Annotated in this window: 18 protein-coding genes; 2 read left to right on the forward strand and 16 right to left on the reverse strand. The window is 59.6% G+C overall.

All coding sequences use genetic code 11. The annotated features are described in order from the left end of the window. Positions 1 to 2 precede the first annotated feature (2 nt). A complete protein-coding gene (locus tag ACN0RV_RS04995; RefSeq protein WP_417346133.1) occupies positions 3 to 878 on the forward strand; it encodes a hypothetical protein in 876 nt (291 codons plus the stop codon). Here the strand turns inward: ACN0RV_RS04995 and ACN0RV_RS05000 are convergent. The 5 genes from ACN0RV_RS05000 to ACN0RV_RS05020 all read right to left on the reverse strand — a co-directional run bounded on the left by ACN0RV_RS05000 (position 778) and on the right by ACN0RV_RS05020 (position 8,474). Then, positions 778 to 1,464, reverse strand: coding sequence for a hypothetical protein (locus ACN0RV_RS05000; RefSeq protein ID WP_417346135.1), 687 nt, complete (start codon positions 1,462 to 1,464; stop codon positions 778 to 780). The two genes, ACN0RV_RS04995 and ACN0RV_RS05000, sit on opposite strands and share 101 nt — an antisense overlap. 60 nt (positions 1,465 to 1,524) lie before the next feature. Beyond that, complete coding sequence (locus ACN0RV_RS05005; RefSeq protein ID WP_417346137.1) at positions 1,525 to 2,772, reverse strand: glutamate-5-semialdehyde dehydrogenase; 1,248 nt, start codon at positions 2,770 to 2,772, stop codon at positions 1,525 to 1,527. After that, entirely contained in the window at positions 2,769 to 3,887 is a 1,119-nt protein-coding gene (gene proB / locus ACN0RV_RS05010) for a glutamate 5-kinase (RefSeq protein WP_417346138.1), read from the reverse strand. Before proB ends, ACN0RV_RS05005 begins: the two co-directional genes overlap by 4 nt. A gap of 128 nt (positions 3,888 to 4,015) precedes the next feature. Continuing rightward, positions 4,016 to 5,305, reverse strand: a complete 1,290-nt coding sequence (locus ACN0RV_RS05015) for an NCS2 family permease (RefSeq protein WP_417346140.1) — start codon at positions 5,303 to 5,305, stop codon at positions 4,016 to 4,018. Positions 5,306 to 6,953: 1,648 nt separating this feature from the next. Further along, positions 6,954 to 8,474 (reverse strand): M17 family metallopeptidase, encoded by a 1,521-nt coding sequence (locus ACN0RV_RS05020; protein ID WP_417346142.1) that lies wholly within the window; start codon positions 8,472 to 8,474, stop codon positions 6,954 to 6,956. 119 nt (positions 8,475 to 8,593) lie between these two features. On the opposite strand from ACN0RV_RS05020, the gene ACN0RV_RS05025 reads away from it, so the two are divergent. Beyond that, entirely contained in the window at positions 8,594 to 10,051 is a 1,458-nt protein-coding gene (locus tag ACN0RV_RS05025) for an aminoacyl-histidine dipeptidase (RefSeq protein WP_417346144.1), read from the forward strand. A 76-nt stretch (positions 10,052 to 10,127) separates the two neighbouring features. On the opposite strand, the gene ACN0RV_RS05030 is transcribed toward ACN0RV_RS05025, so the two are convergent. The 11 genes from ACN0RV_RS05030 to ACN0RV_RS05080 form a co-directional block, all read right to left on the reverse strand. Beyond that, positions 10,128 to 10,535, reverse strand: coding sequence for a hypothetical protein (locus tag ACN0RV_RS05030; RefSeq protein WP_417346146.1), 408 nt, complete (start codon positions 10,533 to 10,535; stop codon positions 10,128 to 10,130). A 257-nt stretch (positions 10,536 to 10,792) separates the two neighbouring features. Beyond that, a complete protein-coding gene (dinB, locus tag ACN0RV_RS05035; protein ID WP_417346147.1) occupies positions 10,793 to 11,842 on the reverse strand; it encodes a DNA polymerase IV in 1,050 nt (349 codons plus the stop codon). A gap of 113 nt (positions 11,843 to 11,955) precedes the next feature. Further along, positions 11,956 to 13,959: a methyl-accepting chemotaxis protein gene (locus ACN0RV_RS05040; RefSeq protein ID WP_417346148.1), complete on the reverse strand. Its 2,004-nt coding sequence runs from the start codon at positions 13,957 to 13,959 to the stop codon at positions 11,956 to 11,958. Between the two features lie 424 nt (positions 13,960 to 14,383). Beyond that, complete coding sequence (gene nqrM / locus ACN0RV_RS05045; protein ID WP_417346150.1) at positions 14,384 to 14,608, reverse strand: (Na+)-NQR maturation NqrM; 225 nt, start codon at positions 14,606 to 14,608, stop codon at positions 14,384 to 14,386. Further along, complete coding sequence (locus tag ACN0RV_RS05050) at positions 14,605 to 15,642, reverse strand: FAD:protein FMN transferase (RefSeq protein WP_417346152.1); 1,038 nt, start codon at positions 15,640 to 15,642, stop codon at positions 14,605 to 14,607. Before ACN0RV_RS05050 ends, nqrM begins: the two co-directional genes overlap by 4 nt. Positions 15,643 to 15,655: 13 nt before the next feature. Beyond that, positions 15,656 to 16,879 carry an NADH:ubiquinone reductase (Na(+)-transporting) subunit F gene (nqrF, locus tag ACN0RV_RS05055; RefSeq protein ID WP_417346154.1) on the reverse strand — a complete coding sequence of 408 codons (1,224 nt, stop codon included), beginning with the start codon at positions 16,877 to 16,879 and terminating at the stop codon, positions 15,656 to 15,658. A 34-nt stretch (positions 16,880 to 16,913) separates the two neighbouring features. Continuing rightward, a complete protein-coding gene (gene nqrE / locus ACN0RV_RS05060) occupies positions 16,914 to 17,522 on the reverse strand; it encodes an NADH:ubiquinone reductase (Na(+)-transporting) subunit E (protein ID WP_028110860.1) in 609 nt (202 codons plus the stop codon). A 9-nt stretch (positions 17,523 to 17,531) separates the two neighbouring features. Next, positions 17,532 to 18,161: an NADH:ubiquinone reductase (Na(+)-transporting) subunit D gene (locus ACN0RV_RS05065; protein WP_286340214.1), complete on the reverse strand. Its 630-nt coding sequence runs from the start codon at positions 18,159 to 18,161 to the stop codon at positions 17,532 to 17,534. Further along, positions 18,161 to 18,937 carry a Na(+)-translocating NADH-quinone reductase subunit C gene (locus ACN0RV_RS05070; RefSeq protein ID WP_417346156.1) on the reverse strand — a complete coding sequence of 259 codons (777 nt, stop codon included), beginning with the start codon at positions 18,935 to 18,937 and terminating at the stop codon, positions 18,161 to 18,163. Before ACN0RV_RS05070 ends, ACN0RV_RS05065 begins: the two co-directional genes overlap by 1 nt. Beyond that, positions 18,930 to 20,156 (reverse strand): NADH:ubiquinone reductase (Na(+)-transporting) subunit B, encoded by a 1,227-nt coding sequence (locus ACN0RV_RS05075; protein WP_417346158.1) that lies wholly within the window; start codon positions 20,154 to 20,156, stop codon positions 18,930 to 18,932. The genes ACN0RV_RS05070 and ACN0RV_RS05075 overlap by 8 nt, the downstream gene beginning before the upstream one ends. Further along, the gene (locus ACN0RV_RS05080; protein ID WP_417346288.1) at positions 20,156 to 21,496 is read right to left on the reverse strand and encodes a Na(+)-translocating NADH-quinone reductase subunit A; all 1,341 of its coding nucleotides are present in this window, start codon (positions 21,494 to 21,496) and stop codon (positions 20,156 to 20,158) included. Before ACN0RV_RS05080 ends, ACN0RV_RS05075 begins: the two co-directional genes overlap by 1 nt. Between the last annotated feature and the right edge of the window lie 35 nt (positions 21,497 to 21,531).

Consider the following 21,531-nt stretch of genomic DNA (forward strand, 5'->3'; position numbering starts at 1 on the left):
CCATGAAACTGTCACTGACACTCAACTGCTGGCCCCTGACCCGCCAGCAACAAAACCAGCAGCTGGATGCCCTGACCCAGGCACCGGTGGCACGCATCGTCCTGGGGGAGACCGTCTGCGAAAAACGGGATCGTCCCTCCCTGCGTACCCTGCTTGAGGTGGCCGAGGCCGCCCAGGCCAGCGGCATTCAGGTGGTGCTGGCCAGCCTGAACCTGGTCAATGGCCCCCGGGAACTCAAGCTGGTGGAGCAGGTGTGTGGTCAACACTCCCTGATGGTGGAAGCCAATGATCTGACCGCGGCCTCCCTGCTCAAGGATCTGGACCAGCCGTTCTGGGCCGGGGCCAACCTCAACATCTACAACAGAGAGAGCCTGGGCTGGATCGCCAGGCTGGGTGCCATGGGTTATCAGCCACCCATCGACATGAGCGAGGAGAACATGGGGCTGCTGCTGGAGGCGGGCAATGAGCTGGGGCTGGAGGGGGAGATCCTCGGTTTCGGCTGGCCACAACTGGCGGTCTCCGCCCGCTGCGCCACCGCCCGCATCCATGGCCGCAATAAGGAGCACTGCGACAAGGTGTGTCAGCACCACCCGGTGCCCATGGCCAGCACCCTGGAGCAGGAACCCCTGCTGCTGCTCAACGGCCCGCAGAATCACGGCGTCAAACCGGTAGACAGGCTGGATAGCCTGGCTCACTGGCGACAGGCTGGCGCCAGCTGGCTCCGGGTCATTCCCGGTCCCTGGGCGCAGGGAGGGTGGTTACAGAGCCTGGAGGAGCTCAACCATCCAGAGGGGGCGTCTCGTCTGCGTCGCGAAATACCAATACCAGGGCATAAAACAGCCACAGGGTTACACAGAGCAGCAGCAACCAGCCTGTAAGGGCTGGCCACCACACCGTGGGGCGCACTTCGCCAAACAGGCCGTAGGGATAGCGATCCTGCAACACCATCAGGGCATCCTGACGCAGCAGCAGGGTGGTGGCCAGTGACGCCGCCGCCACTGCGGGGATCACCCCCCAGCGTGGCGGTTTGTCCATCAAGATGGAGCGGCAATACACCAGGGCACAGAGGATGGTCATCACATAGAAGGCCATCATCGCCTTGGAGTGCAGGTTGCCCACATTCACCGGAAACAGCCCACAGCCGGACAGACAGAGACTCAACAGGACGCCACACACCAGCAGTGGCGAATGAAAGCGCCTGTTAATCAGCCAGCTGGAGAAGATAAACGACAGGCTCAGCGCCAACCCACCGAAAAACAACCCGCCATTGACCATCACCGCCAGAGGCGATGTCTCGCCATAGCGACCCAGTTCGGACAGGCTGTGATTGAGAAAACTGAAGTGCTCACCAGCTTCACCTCGAAACGCCAGGGCCGCCACCAGGGAGGGCAACACCAGCAGAGCCAGGGCGGCAATGCCGATGCGATTGGTGAGACGAACCAAAGGACGATGCTGATATTTCATGGGTTTTTCCGCATAGATAACCGGGCTAGTGTAGCTACACTAACCCGGCATTTAAAGGGGTTATCCGCGGATGTGGTAATCCCCTTCGGCCAACCACTTGTAGGTGGTCAAGGCTTCCAGCCCCATGGGGCCACGGGCATGCAGCTTCTGGGTGCTCACCGCCACCTCGGCCCCCAGGCCAAACTGGCTGCCATCGGTGAAGCGGGTACTGGCGTTGATGTACACCGCCGCCGAGTTGATGCTGGCGGCAAAGTAATTGGCGTTGGCCATATCCTGGGTGAGGATCGATTCCGAGTGCTCACTGGAGTGGCTGCGGATATGCTCAATCGCCTCATCCACATCGGCCACCACCTTGATGCCCAAGGTCAGTGACAGCCACTCGCGGTCAAAATCCCCATCGGCGGCGGCATCAATGTCGATGTGTGAGCAGCTGGCATGGCACCCTTTGAGGGTCACTCCCAGGGGCGCCAAGCGGGATTTCACCTTGGGCAACAGCTCCGCCGCCACGGCCTGGTGCACCAACAGGGTGTCCAGGGCATTGCACACCGTAGGGCGCTGCACCTTGGCATTCTCGATCACGTCCAGGGCTCGCATCAGATCCGCGCTCTGGTCCACAAACAGGTGACAGATGCCGATGCCGCCGGTGATCACCGGAATGGTGGCCTGCTCCTTACACAGCTGGTGCAGGCCGGCACCACCACGGGGGATGATCATGTCCACATGGCTATCCAGCTTCAGTAGCTGTGCCACCAGGGCCCGATCCGGATCCGCAATCAGCCCAATGGCAGCCTTGGGCAGGTCGTGGGCTTTGAGGGCCCGGTGCAACACCGCCACCAGGGCCAGGTTGGAGCGCAGAGTCTCCTTACCGCCACGCAGGATGGCGGCATTGCCGGTTTTCAGTGCCAGCACCGCCACGTCGATGGTGACGTTGGGCCGCGCCTCGTAGATCACCCCCAAAACCCCCAGGGGAATGCGGCGTCGGCTCAGTCTCAGGCCGTTCTCAAGCAGCTTGGAATCAATATCCTCACCGACCGGGTCCGGCAGGCCGATTACGGTGCGAATGTCGTCACAGATGGCGGCCAGCCGCTCCGGGGTCAGCAGCAAGCGGTCCAGCATGGCGCCACCTATGCCATTGGCTTCCGCCTCCTTCACATCCTCGGCATTGGCCTCAAGAATGGTGGCCTGATGCGCCTGCAACTGCTCGATGATGGTCTGCAGCAGGGCATCTTTCTGGGCCCGGCCCAGGCCCAACAGGGCAAAGCTGGCACGGCGGGCGTCGCGGCCCATCTGTTGTAAATCTGTCGTCATAGAATCACCAAATCGTTTCGATGCACCGCCACGGTGCCATAGCTGAATCCCAGATGCTGTTCAATCTGTTCCGAATGGCAGCCGATGATGCGTGCCAGGCTGGCGTGGTCATAGCGCACTATGCCACGGCCTATGGTGCGCCCCTTGGGGTCACAGATGGAGACCGCCGCCCCACGCTCGAAGCGTCCGTCGATGGTGGTGATTCCCTTGGGCAGCAGGCTGGAGCCCTTCTCCACCAGGGCGCGGACCGCTCCCTCATCCACCGTCAGGCAGCCACTGGCCGCTGGCGCTGCCAGCAGCCACTGCTTGCGGGCATCCAGCGGCGCTTCATCGGCACAGAAGCGGGTGCCGACCGATTCGCCCCGCACCAGCCGCTCTATCACCCCTTCGCTGTGCCCCGCGGCAATGGCCACCTGGATGCCAGCCCGCTGGGCCACATCCGCCGCCTGCAGCTTGGTGGCCATGCCTCCGGTGCCCAGGTTGGTGCCACTGCCACCGGCCAGCTTGCGCAGTTCGTCGGTGATGCGGTTCACCTCGCTGATCAGCTGCGCATCAGGATTGGAACGGGGATCGGCGGTAAACAGGCCACTCTGATCGGTCAGCAGGATCAGCTTGTCCGCGTCCGCCAGCATCGCCACCAGGGCGGAGAGGTTGTCGTTGTCCCCCACCTTGATCTCGGCGGTGGCCACGGCGTCATTCTCATTCACCACGGGGATGATGCCAAAATCCAGCAAGGCGTTCAGGGTATCCCGGGCATTGAGGTAACGCTCCCGGTCATTGAGATCGGCCCGGGTCAGCAACATCTGCCCGACGTGCATATCGAACAGGTTAAACAGGTGCTCCCAGGTCTGCATAAGGTGGCTCTGGCCCACCGCCGCCAGCATCTGCTTGCTGGCCACGCTGGCGGGCAGGTCCGGTTGCCCCAGATGCTCGCGTCCGGCGGCAATGGCGCCTGAGGTCACCAGAATAATTTCACAGCCACCACGCTTGAGCCGGGCCATCTGCCGGACCAGCTCCACCATATGGGCCCGGTCCAGGCTGTTACCACCAGAGGTCAGGACGCTGGTGCCCAGCTTGACCACCACGCGTTTGTAGGGAACAGAGAGAGAAGACATCGGAATCACTGATAAAAATTCATCCCTCCTTTATAACCCAGGCCAGATCAAAGCTCATCTTAAAAAAAAGAAAAGGCGCCCCTAAAAGGGACGCCCATCACGATATGTTGCTTTTTTATACGGGCTTTTTATAGCACGGCGTATTTCACAACAAAGGCCAGCGCCAGCACCAGTACCGCAGGGTTCAGCTCTTTCACCCGGCCGGTCATCAGCTTCAGGGCCGCGTAGCTGATAAAGCCAACGGCGATGCCGTGGGAGATGGAGTAGCTGAGCAGCATCACCAGGGTGGTCAGAACCACGGGCGCCGCTTCGGTCAGGTCTTCCCAGTCCACACCCACCAGACCGGACATCATCAGGATCGCCACATACAGCAGGGCGCCGGTGGTGGCGTAGGCAGGCACCATGCCCGCGAGAGGGGAGAACAGCAGACAGGCGATAAACAGCAGGCCCACCACGACGGCGGTCAGGCCGGTACGGCCACCGGAGGCCACACCCGCAGTACTCTCAACGTAACTGGTGGTGGTGGAGGTTCCCAGCATGGCACCGGCGATGGTGGCGGTGGAGTCGGCAAACAGCGCCTTGGGCAGGCGGGGCAGACGGCCACGGTCATCCAACAGATTACCGCGCTGAGCCACGGCAATCAGGGTGCCGGAGGTGTCGAACAGGTCCACAAACAGGAAGGCAAACACCACGGAGACCATGCCCACATCCAGGGCTCCGGCCAGATCCATCTGCATCAGAGTCGGAGTGATGGAGGGTGGCGCGGACATGATGCCGGTGAACTCCTGCTTACCGGTGAGCACCGCCACGGCGCTGACCACCAGGATGCTGATCAGGACCGCCGCCTTGTTGCGGAAGTGCACCAGGGTGATCACCAGCAGGAAGCTGAACATCGCCATGATGCTTTCGAACTTGGTCACATCACCCAGAGAAACCAGGGTTGCCGGATTATCGACGATGATGCCTGCACCTTGCAGGCCGATAAAGGCAAGAAACAGACCGATGCCGGCAGCAATACCCAGTCGCAGGGACATGGGAATGGCGTTGACGATCCACTCACGCACCTTGAACAGGGAGAGCAGCAGGAAGCAGATACCGGAGAGGAACACCGCACCCAGGGCGGTCTGCCAGGAGTAGCCCATCTGACCCACCACCACGAAGGTGAAGAAGGCGTTCAGGCCCATACCGGGCGCCAGAGCAATGGGGTAGTTGGCGACAAAGCCCATGATAAAGCAACCAATGGCGGCTGCCAGACAGGTGGCGACGAACACGGCCCCTGAGTCCATGCCAGCCATTTCCAGCATGGAGGGGTTCACGAAGATAATATAAGCCATAGCCAGGAAGGTCGTCAGGCCAGCGATCACCTCTTGGCGCACACTGGTCCCATGAGCCTTCAGCTTGAAGAGCTTTTCCATCATAGGATGTCCTAATTTTTAATTTTTTAATATTTTGGGGTACAGAGTTTCTGCCTGGGGCAGATGCGGCGCAATTATGCGGATTTCGCCCCCCCTCAGCAAGGGAAGGGAGTAAAAGGAGCATGAAACTGTTGCGAAAATGCTCAGGAATGTGATCCCGGTGAGCAGATCTGAGTCGCACTCAAGGGGACGGAAACCGGTGGGATATGCAGAGAAAATGGATAAAAAAAACGCCGGTAACAAAGTTACCGGCGCAAAGGATGACAAATGTTCGGCCTTACTACGCCAGCCAAGAGGGCCGACGACACAGATGGGGTCCAATAACTGATGAAATTACACGAGGTTGATGCTTAGCGAGCGTAATAGATCGCGGTCGCATTCCAGCTGGCGCTAGCCCAGCTGCCAATCAGATTCACAGAGTAATCGAATGGGGCGTTCATAAGGCATTCTCCTAAATTCGTTGCAAACACAAACAATGTGCGGTTCCTTGGCACAACGACTCTGTTCCGTGGAGAGTATGCTGCCTCAGCGCTTTGAGGCATGGGCGGCTCCGCCGCCAGAGTGGGTCGCTTAACCGGCGTAGTAAATCGCGGTGGCGTTCCAGTCGGTAGCAGACCAGGTGCCGTACAGGCGGACTTGGTATTCAAACTGGGTATTCATAGGGTGTTCTCCTAAAGTTGCTAACACTGATTGTCAATTAGTGGTGCGGTTCCCTGGCACAGCACTCGGTTCCTTGGAGACGCTTTGCCTCATTGAGGCGGTGGCGGGCGTGCCGCCGTACGTTACTTCTTGCCAGCGTAGTAGATGCTGGTGGCGTTCCACTGACCTTGGGACCAGGAGCCGTAAAGGGTAACGTCGTAACCGAATGGGTAGTTCATAATCTTTTCTCCGATAAAGTTGCTAACACCTAGTACAAGTGGTGCGGTTCCTTGGCACAGCGGTCTCGATTCCTTGGAGAAACTCACGTCCCAATCTTTGGGACGATGAAGACCAACTCGGTCTTTACTAGGGGGAGTTGCCTCCCGACAGTTGCTATAATACCGAACTGTAATTTTATTACAAGCCATATCGTGATCTTTTTTGAAAAAAAGCCAGTTTCTGAAAGTTTATTACATGATAACCAAATAATATGGCCCTTGAAGGCAGGGGTGGGATCTCGTTTTTATCGAAATACCCGACATGGCGCACACGGCATCGCCAGCACCCCTGCGCAGATCACATTTTTCTAAGGGAATAACTCAACTCTTTAGCTGCTTGGACACAGAAACTGTAACTCCGCCCCAAAGACAACAGGACTGACGCACCAGGCTCGGCAGGAAACTGCCGGTCACCCTGAGTTCGGCACTTTGCAGTCGGGGCTGAATGCCGTAGGACGCTAGGGAGTAACGAGCCGCAGGGAGAAGTGAACGTCCACCTCTTGCTGAAGGGTCTGACCCTGTTGGCAACACCGGCCAGCCCTAAGAGCTGCTCGAGGCTCTGTTACCTTATATAGAGGAGGGGGAACAACTTCCACAGCTCACCACAACCTACCCTCAACCTGAGATTCATCAGGCCCGGCAAACAGATCGTCGGCAAGCTGGTGTTGCGCCCCCATGTCCAGGACGATCGCCCACAAAAAAGGAGGCCCGCAGGCCTCCCACTCTTGCGGAGATTACAGCTCCTCCATCATCGCCAGCAATGTGGCCACCGGCCGGGCACTGGGCTTGCCATAGAGGGGGTCTCGTTTCTCTACCGCGGTGGCGGCGATGTCCACATGCAGATAGGGAATGGGCTGGTCGCTGGCCAGCTGGTGCTTATCCAGTCCCGAGGCCTTCAGCAGGAAAGCCTGGGGAAACTGGTGGCCACGGCTGATGTTCACCGAGGCGCCATTGTTGGAGGAGAGCAGATCCTCAGACTCACTGCGGCCCGCCACCTGGGCGAAATCCTCACGACGCAGGGTGGAGATCTCCACCGGCTCCCCCCAGCGCTCACCAATCTGCTGCATCAGCTGCCCCTGCTGACCACGCCGGGCAACGCTGTTTTCCACGACTCCGGTGTAGGGACCATAGGAGCGCACCACATGACCGGTGAGTGTGGCAATGGAGAACACCTTGGGCGACACCGCACCCTGAGCATCCTGACGCAGGTGTGACAACAGATCCGCCAGCACCAGCCGTCCCTCTGCGTCGGTATTACCGATTCGCACCCGGGCCCCGGCGTGGGAGGTGATGATCTCATCGGGCACAAAGGCGTCGCTGCCCAGGGCGTTGCGCACCAGGCCCAGCTCGGCGATGATGCGGATCCCCTTGGGCCTGAGCATGGCCACCGCCTTCATAAAACCGGCCGTCGCCGCTGCACCGCCCTTGTCCCGACTCATGCCGGCCATGGCACCGCCCACCTTGAGATCGGCGCCACCGGTATCGAAGGTGACCCCTTTGCCGGCAATCAGCCAGGTCTGGTGCACCTCACCCTCCGGGTTGTACTCCACCCTCACCACCCGGGCAGCATGGCGGGCCACCGCAAAACTGGTGCGGGATACGGCGCTGAGCAGGGGGTACTCTCTGACCAGTTGCTCCTGATCGTCGATCACCGTCAGCTCCACCGGCTCCTCGGCAAACAGGCTGACACAGTAATCGGCAAACGCCGGAGGCGCCATCTGCTCCGGATCACCGCCACAGAGATCCCGGGCAGCCACCCGGCCCGCCTCCAGTGCATTGAGACGCGACACGTCCTGACCATTCATCAGGCCTACGCGCACTTGTGGTTGATCGTCCACATCCGGGTTCAGGTAGAGTCCCTGGCCGCAGCCCAGGGCGGCCACCTCAGGGGCATTCAGATAGCGGGGATCGCCGCCAGGCAGATCCAGCAGCAGCAGGATGGCGCGGGCACCGGATCGATACGCCATCTTGGCGCCCTCTTCCGCCGCCTCATAGACCCGGCGAACATCCTCGTAGTCATCGCTAATGTCGCCCGTGGGCGCCAACACCAGCCTGCCTCCCGCCAATCCCGGCGCCAGTAACAGGGTGGGCTCCTTGCCGATGCGCTGATCCACCGAGGCCGCATGGGCCACCAGCTGATTCAACTCAGGGTTGGCGTCCAGGGCAAAATCCTGGCTGACCACCAGCAGCGCATCCCAGCCACCTTCGCCAAACTGGGCGTCCTCGGCCGGAGTAAAAAATTCCACTTGTGCCATGATGTTCTCTTCCTTTTACACGGGGAAATCCTTGTCCGGCCACTATAGCACGTTGCCTTAATCAGGCTGTGGTAGACTGGCCCCACACTACTACAAGGCGAATACAGGAGTACCCGCTCGTGCAGCCAATCAGCTCCCTCAGCCCACAACCCCTGTGGCGCTGGTTTGAAACCATCTGCTCTATCCCCCACCCCTCCAAGCAGGAGATTGCCCTGCGAGACCACATCCAGGCCTGGGCCCAGTCACGGGACCTGGAGACTCAGCTGGATCAGGTGGGCAACCTGATCATCCGCAAGCCCGCCACCGCCGGCTTCGAAAAGCGCAAAGGGGTGATCCTCCAGGCCCATCTGGATATGGTGCCTCAGAAGAACTCCGACACCGACCATGACTTTGGCTCCGATCCCATCCGCGCCTACATCGACGGCGACTGGGTCACCGCTGAGGGCACCACCCTGGGTGCCGACAACGGCATCGGCATGGCCTCCGCCCTGGCAGTGCTGGAAGCGGATGATCTGGAGCATGGCCCCATCGAGGTGCTGCTGACCATCGACGAAGAAGCGGGCATGACCGGTGCCTTCGGCCTGGAAGCGGGCGTACTCACTGGCGATATCCTGATCAACACCGACTCCGAAGAAGAGGGTGAGGTCTACATGGGGTGTGCCGGCGGTGTGGATGCGGCCCTGACCCTGGCGGTGGCCCGTGACGCCCTGCCTGAGGGGATGGCAACGGTTGAGATCGCCCTGACCGGCCTCAAAGGGGGCCACTCCGGCTGTGACATTCACCTGGGTCGAGGCAACGCCAACAAGCTGCTGGCCCGCTTCCTGTTTGGCCATGGCGAGGAGCTGGGGCTGCGCCTGTCCGAGCTGCGAGGCGGCTCTCTGCGTAACGCCATCCCGCGGGAGGCCTGGATGACCGTCAGCCTGCCCCAGGCCAACCTGGCCCAGCTGGAGCAGCGCATCGGCGACTACCGCGCCATTCTGGAAAACGAGCTGGCCGCCGTCGAGCCTGGCCTGTCTCTGACCATGAGCAGCGCCCAGGCGCCAGCCCAGGTGTTCGCTGCGGCCGATCAGCAGAAGCTGGTGGCCCTGATGCACAGCGCCCCAAACGGGGTGATCCGCATGAGCGATGAGTTCGACGGCGTGGTCGAGACCTCCCTGAACATGGGTGTGGTCACCACGGAGGCCGACAAGGTGGAGGTGCTCTGCCTGATCCGGTCCACCATCGACAGCGGCCGGGAGATGGTGGAAAACATGCTGAGCGCCCTGGCTCAACTCTCCGGTGCCGAACTGGGCCTCTCCGGAGCCTACCCGGGCTGGAAACCCGACGCCGCATCCCCCGTCATGCAGGTGGTGCGGGAAACCTACCAGCAGAAGTTTGGTGCCCTGCCCAACATCATGGTGATCCACGCCGGTCTGGAGTGCGGCCTGTTCAAGAAGCCCTACCCCAACCTGGACATGGTCTCCATCGGCCCCACCATCCGCTTCCCCCACTCTCCCGATGAGAAGGTGGAGATCGCCACCGTGGAGAAGTACTGGCAGTTGCTGACCGAAGTGCTCAAAGCTGTCCCCAACCGCTAAGCGCCGCCGGGTCTCCCAAAAGAGAAGCCGTCCCAAAGGACGGCTTTTTTATGCCCATTTCGTTTTCAGGTGCCCACTAAATCAGCTTCTGCTGCTTGACCAGGGGCTTATTCAGCTCCAGCACCACCAGTTCCACCTGATCATCTGGGTTGGTGCGGCAACTGGCCTTCAAGGTCTCATGACGTTCCACCTGGCAGGCTTTAACAATGGCAGAGCCTTTGTCCTTGCCGAAACGGCGCATCAGGTAACTCATGGCATTCTCTTCTGCGTAGCTGAGCAACGCAGACACCTTCTTCTGGTCCCCTTTGTCGTCGTAGTAGTTTACGGTGCGACAAAAGGTCTTATCCCCGATATAGAGGCTGAAGTAGTCTGCGTCTCGCAGGGGTTTGTGTTGATAGAAGCCATATCCCAGGCCGTAACAGACGCCGGCAACCAGGGTCATCAGACCCGCGGCCAGGCACAGTTGTTTGGCAAAGGTTCTCATCCTTAACCTCCTTCCTTGCGCCGGCGGATTGCTGGTCACCGGCTGATGGCAGAGGCTAAATGGCCAGTGTGGCCGATAAGGAATCAGTCTCTGCCCGAAGCCAGGCTTGCGATGTCGGTGGGGTAGAAAGAGTGGACACGCCTGGCCATCCGCTTCATCAACGCCTCTGTTTTTTAGCGGGCATTTTACGGAAGCTCAATACCAGCTTAGTTCGTTGCTTTATTGACCGTTTTGACGGGGATCAAACAAGCTTGCGGTCACAAAGGCAGGGGCAGTTGCCGAAGGGCTTTTTTCTCCGCCAGCTCCACAGAGATCCCCACCAGCCGAACCTGGCGGCCATTGCCCCGGCGAAACGCGATCCCCATCAGGGCGCGGAACAGCTGTGGGTCCAATTGCTGACTCTGCTGGGTGACCGTGGTCAGCTCAAAGTCGGCAAACTTCAGCTTGACCGTCTGCCCTTTGATGCCGCGCTTGCTGGCGCTCAAACGCCGCTCCAGTTCAGGCAACAGGGTATCGAGTTGCTGCTCACAGGCAGCCAGGTCGGGCAGGTCCCGGGCAAAGGTGGTTTCCACCCCCACGGACTTACGGATGCGGCTGGGCTCCACCGGACGGTCATCGATACCACGACAGCGGCGCCACAGCACCGGGCCAAACTTGCCCATCATCGATTCCAGCTCCACCTCCGTCAGGCCAAGGACATCCTCTCCCTTGAGCAGGCCACGACGAGCGAGGCGCTCGGCGGTCTTGGGGCCCACCCCAGGTATCTTCTTGAGTGGCAGACGGGCGGCGAATTCGGCGGTGCGCTCCGGGGGAATCACCATCTGACCATTGGGCTTGTTTTCATCGGAAGCCACCTTGGCCAGAAACTTATTGGGCGCGATGCCGGCGGAGGCGGTCAGCCCCGTGGCCTCGAAGATCTCCGCCCGTATCGCCTGTGCCATCCGGGTGGCACTGCCCTGGCAGTGGGGCTTGCCGGTCACATCGAGGAAGGCTTCATCCAGAGAGAGGGGTTCCACCAGCTCGGTGTACTTGCGAAATATGGCGTGGATCTGCTGAGACACCGCCTTGTACACAGACATGCGATGGGGCACCAGCACCAGATCCGGACACAGTTGCTGGGCCCTGTGGGTGGGCATGGCGGAGCGCACCCCATAGGCACGGGCGGCATAGTTGCAGGTGGCGATCACCCCACGACCGGACGCTCGCCCGCCAACGGCGATTGGCTTGTCCCGCAACTGGGGGTTGTCCCGCATCTCCACCGCGGCAAAGAAGCAGTCCATATCGATATGAATGATCTTGCGCTGCACCCGCACACCAATACTGTATATATAAACAGTTAAATCATATCACCCCAAGGCAAAAAGCCCAAAGATCAAAAAAGGCGCCGTCTGGCGCCTTCTGTCATAGCCTAGGTTACGGGCTAAACCTGATAACGGTTCAACCCCTGGGCCAGTTGGCTGCCCCCTTCCACCAGCTCCTCAAGGCTGCGCTCCAGCTGGTCGCCCCGGGAAACCGCATCGTCGGAGAGGCTGTTCACCCGGGTCACTGTGGCGGCGATCTCTTCGGCAACACCTGCCTGCTGGGCAATGGCCTGAGTCATCTCCTGCACCTGCTGTTGAATCCCCGCCACCGCTCGACCGGCCTGATCCAGGGTATCGACAACCTGGTCGCTGCGCTGCTGACTCTGCTGCAACTGCTCACAGCTTTGAGTCATAGCCTGCTCCGCTTCGATGCTGGCCTGCTGCAGTCCGGCGATGATGGCCTGGATATTGGCCGTGGAATCCTGGGTCTTGGAGGCCAGGGAGCGTACCTCGTCCGCCACCACGGCAAAGCCCCGTCCCTGCTCTCCGGCCCGAGCCGCTTCGATGGCCGCATTCAGCGCCAGCAAGTTGGTCTGCTCGGCGATGGTGCGAATCACATTGAGCACCTCACCAATCTGATCGGCGTTCTGCCGCAACCGGGACACTAGCTCACTGGACTCCTGCATCTGGCCAGCCAACTGGGCCAGGGACTCCTTGCCTTCACCCATGACCATGCCGGCCTGTCCCATCTGTTGATGCACCTGGTCGGCATGGGACGCCACCTGTTCCGCCTGGCTGGCCATCTCGGCACTGGTCTGCGCCATCTGGCTGGTGGCCGTAGACGCCTGCTCCACCTCCCCTTTCTGGGCTGACATGGAGCTCAGGGTGTCCCCCCAGATCTCGGAGGCCAGGGCGCTGCTGTGTGACACCGACTCCGTCAGCCCCTTGCTCTGATTCACCAGCTGATGGACCCGATCGGCAAACTGATTGAACGCCCGCCCCAGCTGACCCAGCTCATCCTGACGATTCAGTTTGATCCGCTGGCTGAGATCCCCATCCCCCTGGGCGATCGCCTCCATGGCCGCCACCAGACGTCGTATCTGCGACTTAAACGGCAGCAGCAGTAACCACACCACCGCAGAGATCAGCAGAGTCAGCACCACCGACACGGTACCCGTCGCCCAGGCCTCTTCGGTCACCCGGGCCCCAACCACGTCCGTAGGCAGCAGCAACCCCAGTTTCCAATGCACCTGAGGAAACTCGCTGTCCACCGGTTGCCACACCACCAACTGATCCTGTCCCTGGAGGCTCACTTCACCCTGCCCCTCGGCCTGGGTCAGTATCTCCCTGGCCAGGGTGGCAAAGCCCTGGGTGGCGCCGAACTGGTTGTCCACCTCGCTCAACAGGGAGCCTGGCGGGAACATGTCGGAAAACAGCGGGAAGAACACCAGCTTGCCATCGCCGGTAACCAGGAACGCCTGCCCCTGCCCCTGGTAGGTCACCTGAGAAAGCAGGGTCTCGCCGATGGTGGAGATGAGGATGTCCATGCCGCCGATGCCCAGAAACCGGCCATTGGCGTCGTACACCGTCTGCTTCACCGTGGCCGATACCGAGCCATCGTTGGCGTCCACCGCCGGCTCGGTGACATAGAGGCGATTCTTGCTCAGCGCCTCGCCCCACCAGGGGCGTTTGCTGGTGTAGTAGTTGGGATCGTCAGAGTAGCGACCGTTGAGGTCGAAATACTCGTGGGTGGCTTCACTGCCAAAAAACAGGCTCTTGATGGTACCGTCTTTATCGGAAAAATGACGGAAATAATGGGTCACCTCCGGGTAGTCTTCGAAGGGGCTCAGATCGCCGCCCCTGTCATCGTACGCCGCAAAGAAGCGCTGAACCTGAGGACTGGCAAACACCGAGTGGACGATGGCCCCCTTGGCCTCAAAGAAGGCGGCGATCTTACCGGCCTTGTCAGACACCAGTTGGCTAACCTCATGGCCCACCTGCATCCGGGTCGCCTGGCGGGTTTGACTGACCTGATAGATGGTCATCAGTGTAAGAATCAGAAAGAGGGCGCCGCCGATGGATCCCACCAGCTGACGGGTTAAAGAGGCTCTGAACCAGTCCATGATGTTCCCTGAAATTATTGTTTTTCCATAGGTATTTTGCTTATCGGCCAAAATTACCCAAACTGAAGATGATACAAGCTCTCATGGAAGGCACCAGCCCTGAACCGGCAAACGCTCAGTTTCACTGGCTGCGGGCGCCCCCAGCAGCAGCAATCGCCACAACCCTGCTCAATCTTCGCCCAATCAAACCATGTTCAGCATACTGGCAGAAAAGAATCGGCAATGAAACATCTGGGAAAACCATTATAAATTTTTGTAAATAAACAAAAATTATAGAAGTCACCGGTGAAAGGAAAGCGCCGCAGCCAAAACTCTGCAGGCACCGATTGGGCTAGGGGGGAAGGGTCGGCCCCGGACAACGGCTGAGACAAAAAAAACGGGCTCCCGTTGGCGGGAGCCCGTTAAGGATCTCAGGCATCAGCGGTCAAAGAATCCTCTGCTGCTCCATCAGTTTCTGACGTCGGGCCTCGTCGGCCATCTTCTTCTTACGACGATCGCAAGGCTCGGGGCAGTCACACGCCTTGTCGACGCCGACGGAACCCAGGCCACCACAGGAGCCGCTGATGGTTTTACGCTTGATGATGTAACCAATGGCCATCAGGCCTACCAAGGACACCATCACGAAAAAAGTGGCGATAAAGGTGTTCATGACTGGGTCTCCTTGCTCTCCAGATACTGCTCGAAGGCTGGGCTGTAGTGCACCTTGAACTGGCCCTCGCTGCGCTCAATCAGCATCACTGCCAAGCCACTCTTCTGTGCCAGGGCCAGGCCCTTGTCCACACCCATCACCATCATCGCTGTGGCCAGGCCATCGGCGGTCATGCAGGTATCGGTGATCACCGTCGCCGACACCACATGGTGATTCACCGGCCGGCCGGTAGTCGGATCGATGATGTGAGAGAACTGTTCACCGTCCTCCTCGAAGAAATTGCGGTAGTCTCCGGAGGTGGCCACCGCCTTGTTGCCGGGTTCAATCACATTGAACACGTCACGACCCATGGGGTCGGGTTGCTCGATGGCGATGCGCCAGGGCTGGTCTCCGGGCTTAACCCCTTTGACTCTGAGTTCTCCCCCCACCTCCACAAGGTAGTTGTGAATGCCACGGGACTCCAGCACCTCGGCGACCACATCCACACCATAGCCTTTGGCGATGGCGGAAAGATCCACCTTGAGCTTGGACTCGGACTTAAACAACCAGCGCCCCTTCACGGAGAGCTTGTCGTCGCCCACTACCCCCTTGATGCGGGCGATCTCCGCCTCGTCGGGGGCATGCTCAATGCGGCCGTCCGGACCAAACCCCCACAGGTTGACCAGGGGACCCACGGTCACATCCAGGGCACCACCGGTCATCTCGGTCAGGCGTTTGGCTTCCACCAGCACGGTGGCAAACTCCGCGCTGATCTCCATACCGCCCACCCGGTTCATGCGGTTGAAACGACTCACTTCGGAGTTACGCTTCCAGGTGGACATGGAGCGATTGACTTGACCCAGTCGCAGGTCGATTTCCCCCTGCAGCAGCAGCGGGTCATGATGGTCGGGACCGTCCACCCAACTGACGTGGTAGGTGGTGCCCATGGTATGGCCGGACACGGACTCCACCTGGGGAGCCTGGGTGCAGCCAGAGAGAACAATGGCCAGCCCGATAAGGGCCAGCCATACAGTTTTAGGGGCTCGATACAGCATGAAGCCTCTCAGGTTAGCCGCCGAAGTCATCCAGCAGGATGTTTTCGTCTTCCACACCCAGATCTTTGAGCATGTTGATCACCGCTGCGTTCATCACCGGTGGTCCACACATGTAGAACTCGCAATCTTCAGGTGCTTCGTGGTTTTTCAGATAGTTTTCCATCAGCACGTTGTGAATGAACCCGGTGTAACCTTCCCAGTTGTCCTCAGGCTGAGGATCAGACAGAGCCACGTGCCACTCGAAGTTCTCATTCTCCGCCGCCAGGCCGTCAAAGTCCTCTACATAGAACATCTCTCGCTTGGAGCGGGCACCGTACCAGAAGCTGATCTTACGATCGGAACCCAGACGCTTCAACTGATCAAAGATGTGAGAACGCATGGGGGCCATACCTGCACCACCACCGATAAACACCATCTCGTTCTTGGTTTCTTTGGCAAAGAACTCACCGAACGGACCGGAGATGGTCACCTTGTCACCGGGCTTGAGGCTCCAGATGTAGGAGGACATCTTGCCTGGGGGCAGAGTCAGGTTGTTTGGCGGAGGCGTGGCGATACGCACGTTCAGCATGATGATGCCCTCCTCCTCCGGATAGTTGGCCATGGAGTAGGCACGGATGGTCTCTTCATCCACCTTGGACTCCAGCTTGAAGAAGCCGAAGCGCTCCCAGTCGCTACGGTACTCGTCCGGAATATCGAAGTCCGCGTACTTCACATGGTGGGCAGGGGCTTCAATCTGGATGTAACCACCGGCACGGAAAGGCACAACCTCACCGGCGGGGATCTTCAGTTTAAGTTCCTTAATGAAAGTGGCCTGGTTATCGTTGGAGATAACCTCACACTCCCACTTCTTGATGCCGAACACCTCTTCGGGGAGTTCGATGTCCATGTCGCTCTTTACCGCCACCTGGCAGGCAAGACGACAACCCTCTTTGGCTTCGCGCTTGGAGATGTGGTCCAACTCAGTAGGCAGGATCTCACCGCCGCCCTCATGCACCTTCACCCGGCACTGACCGCAGGAACCACCGCCACCGCAGGCGGAGGAGATAAAGATGCCGTTACCGGCCAGGGCGCCCAGCAGCTTGTCGCCGGCACCGGTGGAGATGCTCTTGTCGGCATCATCATTAATTTTAATCATCACGTCACCGCTGGAGACCAGCTTGGATTTGGCGAACAGAATCACCAGCACCAACACCAGTACAATCGCGGTAAACATGGTTACGCCGAGTACAATTTCCATCGACACGTCCTTTTACTTCAACTCTCGGCGCCGCTTACAGCGACACTCCGGAAAATGACATAAAGCCCAGGGCCATCAGGCCAGCGGTCACAAAGGTGATACCCAGACCACGCAATCCATCGGGCACGTCGGAGTACTTCATCTTCTCGCGGATACCCGCCAGCAGCACCAGGGCCATGGCCCAGCCCACACCGGCACCCAGGCCGAAGACCACGGATTCGATGTGGCCATAGTCGCGGTTGGCCATGAAGGACACGGCACCGAAGATGGCACAGTTCACCGTAATCAGGGGCAGGAAGATCCCCAGGGCGTTGTAGAGAGGCGGGAAGAACTTATCCAGGATCATCTCCAGGATCTGAACCAGCGCCGCAATCACGCCAATAAAGGTGATGAAGTTCAGGAAGCTCAGGTCGGAGTCGGGCATGCCGACCCAGGAGAGCGCCCCCGGCTTAAGGACGAATTGAAAGATGAGTTGGTTAAGGGGCACTGCCAGAGTCAGTACCACGATAACGGCCACACCCAGACCCATTGCGGTCTTTACCTTCTTGGACACCGCCAGGAAGGTACACATCCCCAGGAAGAAGGAGAGCGCCATGTTTTCGATGAAGATAGCCCGCACCAGCAGGCTGATGTAATGTTCCATAACCCTTCCTTACTCCTTAGGTTCTACCTGCTCCGGACGAGCGGTCCGGATGCCCCAGATAATAAAGCCAATCAAGAAGAAGGCACTTGGGGGCAGCAGCAGCAGGCCGTTTGGAACGTACCAGCCACCGTCAGTCACCTTGGTCAGGATCTCCACACCGAACAGGGTGCCGGAGCCAAACAGTTCACGTACAAAGCCGATGGCCAGCAGCACGGCGGAGTAACCCAGGCCGTTGCCGATGCCGTCGAGGAAGCTCGGGACCGGTGGGCTCTTCATGGCGAAGGCTTCGGCGCGGCCCATGACGATGCAGTTGGTGATGATAAGACCAACGAATACCGTCAGCTGCTTGGCCACGTCATAGGCGTAGGCCTTGAGCACCTGATCCACCACAATCACCAGGGAGGCGATTACGGTCATCTGCACGATGATCCGCACGCTGTTGGGGATGTGGTTGCGCATCAGGGAGATGAACAGGTTGGAGAAGGCACACACCGTGGTCAGCGCGATGGACATCACCAGGGCGGTCTCCATCTTGGAGGTGATCGCCAGGGCCGAACAGATGCCCAGAACGTTCAGGGCAATGGGGTTATTGGCAATTACCGGACCGAGGACAATGTCCTTCATGGTTTTCTCAGCCATTACAGGATTCCTCCTTTACGGGCGTTGGCGATAAAGGGACCGAAGCCCTCTTCACCCAGCCAGAAGTCCAGGGTGTATTGAACACCGTTGGCGGTCAGGGTCGCACCGGAGAGTGCGTCCACATCATGTTGCTTGTCAGTAGGCATCTTGGTGACGCGGATCTTTTGATTACCCTGGTCATCAAACAGCTTCTTGCCTACCCACAGTGCCTTCCACTTGGGGTTTTGAACCTCACCACCCAGTCCGGGGGTTTCACCGCTGTCGGAGAAGTCGTAGTAGACCATCGCCTTAACGGTGTTCATGTCCGGCTCCAGGGCCAGGAAGGCGTACATGGTGGACCACAGGCCGTAACCGTGTACCGGCAGGATCACGCTGTCCAGCTCGCCATTGTCGTTCTTCACCAGATACACCAGCGCCTGGTTGGCACGGCGTTTGATTGAGGCCACATCGTTCTTGGGCACCACGGAGGAGGCGGTGTCTCGGGCCGCCTTACGCTGGTCATAGGAGGCCGCGTCGATGCTGTCGTCAAACTGGCCGGAGGCCAGATCCACGACCTTGGCTTCGATGTACTGGTTGTACACGGAGGCCACATCGCCATTGACCTTGTCTGCCAGGCTGGCGGCTTCCAGGATGTACTTCTGAGTATCCTGGGCCTTGTTTTTCTCCTGAAGGGGCTTTAACGCCACCGCAGCGGTAGAAACCACCAGGGAACAGACCAGACACAGGCCGATGACGACGCCCAGAGTCTTGCCAAAACTGTCGTTGCTCTTAGCCATTACGTGCCAGCCTCCGCTTGATGTTGGATTGAACCACAAAGTGGTCGAACAGAGGTGCCCACAGGTTGGCAAACAAAATTGCCAGCATCATCCCTTCGGGGAAGGCGGGGTTCACCACGCGGATCAGCACCACCATCACACCGATGAGGATGCCGTAGGCCCACTTGCCACGCTCGGTAAAGGAGGCGGAAACCGGGTCGGTAGCCATAAAGAACATGCCGAAGGCGAAACCACCCAGTACCAGATGCCAGGTCCAGGGCATATTCATGATGGGGTTGGTGTCGCTGCCCACCATGTTCAGCAGAGACGTCATGGCGATCATGCCCACCATGGTGCCGGCGACGATGCGCCAGGAGGCGATGCGGGCATAGATGATGATCAGGCCGCCGATGGCCAGGGCCAGGGTGGAGGTTTCACCCATGGAGCCACCGATAAAGCCGTAGAAGGAGTCCCACCAGGCCTGGTCGCTGAAGGCATCGAACCAGCCGTAATCGGCAAAGCTCTTGGCTCCGGAGGCCGCCTGGCTCAGGTAGGTGGCGCCGGTGTAGCCGTCAACCGCACGCCAGATGGAGTCACCGGACATGTTCAGCGGATAGGCGAAGAACAGGAAGGCACGACCCGCCAGGGCAGGGTTGATGAAGTTTCGACCGGTGCCGCCAAACAGCTCCTTGGCCACAACCACACCAAAGGTGATACCCAGGGCCACCTGCCACAGCGGAATGGTCGCAGGCAGGGTCAGGGCGAACAGCACCGAGGTGACGAAGAAGCCTTCGTTGATCTCATGCTTACGCACGCTGGCAAACACCACTTCCCAGAACCCCCCGACGGCGAAGGTCACGCCGTAGACAGGCAGGAAGAAGCAGGCACCGTAGAGCATCAGGCCACCAATGCCGGTGGACGAGGTCAGCTCACCACCCAACAGTTGGAACAGGCCCACCTGCCACATGTCGGGCAGGGCAAAGCCTTCGGCCATGGCCAACTGAGCCTGCAGGCCCACGTTGTACATGCCAAAGAACATGGCTGGGAAGGTACATATCCATACGGTGATCATGATCCGCTTCAGATCGATGTTGTCGCGAACATGGGTGGCACCCTTGGTGGTTTTACCCGGGGTGTAGAGAATGGTGGCGGCCGCTTCATACAGAGCGTACCACTTCTCATACTTGCCGCCCTTTTCAAAATGCGGCTCGATTTGTTCAATAAAGTTCTTCAGACCCATCAGCCTTCCCTCTCGATGATCTCAAGACAACGACGCAGCTCTACTCCGTAGTCGTACTTGCCGGGGCACACGAAGGTGCACAACGCCAGATCCTCTTCATCCAGTTCCAGCACACCCAGTTGCTGGGCGTTATCGGTGTCATTGGAGATCAGGTCGCGCAGCAGGATGGTAGGCAGAATATCCAGGGGCATCACCCGCTCATAGTTGCCCAGAGGCACCATGGCACGGTCGGAACCGCCGGTGGAGGTGGTCATGTTAAACAGCTTGCCCGGACTCAGGTGAGCCAGGAAAGCTCGGGTGAGGGAGAACTGGTTGGCACCAGGCTTGAGCCAGCCAAACAGCTCCTTGTTGTCACCCTCTTCCAGCACGCTGACCTGGTTATGGAAACGACCCAGGAAGCCGTGGGCGCCAGCGGCGGTGTGACCGCTGAGCACTGAGCCAGAGATGATGCGGTTGTGCTGCTCGGTCAGTTCACCATCGGTAAGCTGGGTCAGACTGGCACCCAGGGTGGTGCGAATCAGTCGTGGCTTGGCCACTCGAGGACCGGCCAGGGCGATCACCCGGCTGCTGTCCAGTTCACCTGTGGTGAACAGCTTGCCGATGGCAATGATGTCCTGGTAGCCGATATGCCAAACGGTGCGTGACATGCTCGCAGGCAGAAGGTGATGAATGTGGGTACCCGCCAGACCTGCTGGGTGAGGGCCCTTGAACCGGCTCACCTGCAGGTGATCGGACTCAGGCACTTCCAGTCGGGCTTCGCCGGTATTCAGGTACACCCTGCCGTCGGTCAGTTTGGCAACCACGGCCAGGCCGTGACAGAACGCCTCATAGGCCTGCTCAATCACCACCATGGGATCGGCCGCCAGAGGGTTGGTGTCGATGGCGGTCACGAAGATGCCGGCGGGCTGGCTGTTCAGCTCAGGCGCCTTGCTGAAGGGGCGTGTGCGGAAGGCGGTCCACAGGCCGCTGCTCACCAGATTATCCTGAACCCGGTCGCGGCTGATGTTGGCCAGTTCGTCGGTGGAGTAGGAGGCGAAGCGAACGCTGTCATCGCCCTCAATGTCGATCACCACGGATTGCAGTACCCGTTTGGCACCACGATGGATGGCGCTGACGGTACCGCTGGCAGGCGCGGTGTACTTTACGCCGGGGTTTTTCTTGTCCTCGAACAGTACCTGGCCTCGCTTGACGCGTTCCCCCTCCTTGATCTGCATGGTGGGGCGCATACCGTGGTACTCTTCACCCAGGAGCGCAACCTGAGAGACCTTGGGGCCTTCACCGATTGTCTGCTCCGGTCTCCCTTCGATAGGAAGATCCAATCCTTTCTTTATTGTAATCATACTCATTTGCACTGCTGTCTGGGACTTCGCCCTCA

The organism is Ferrimonas sp., from assembly GCF_048263965.1.
Classification (GTDB): Bacteria; Pseudomonadota; Gammaproteobacteria; order Enterobacterales; family Shewanellaceae; genus Ferrimonas.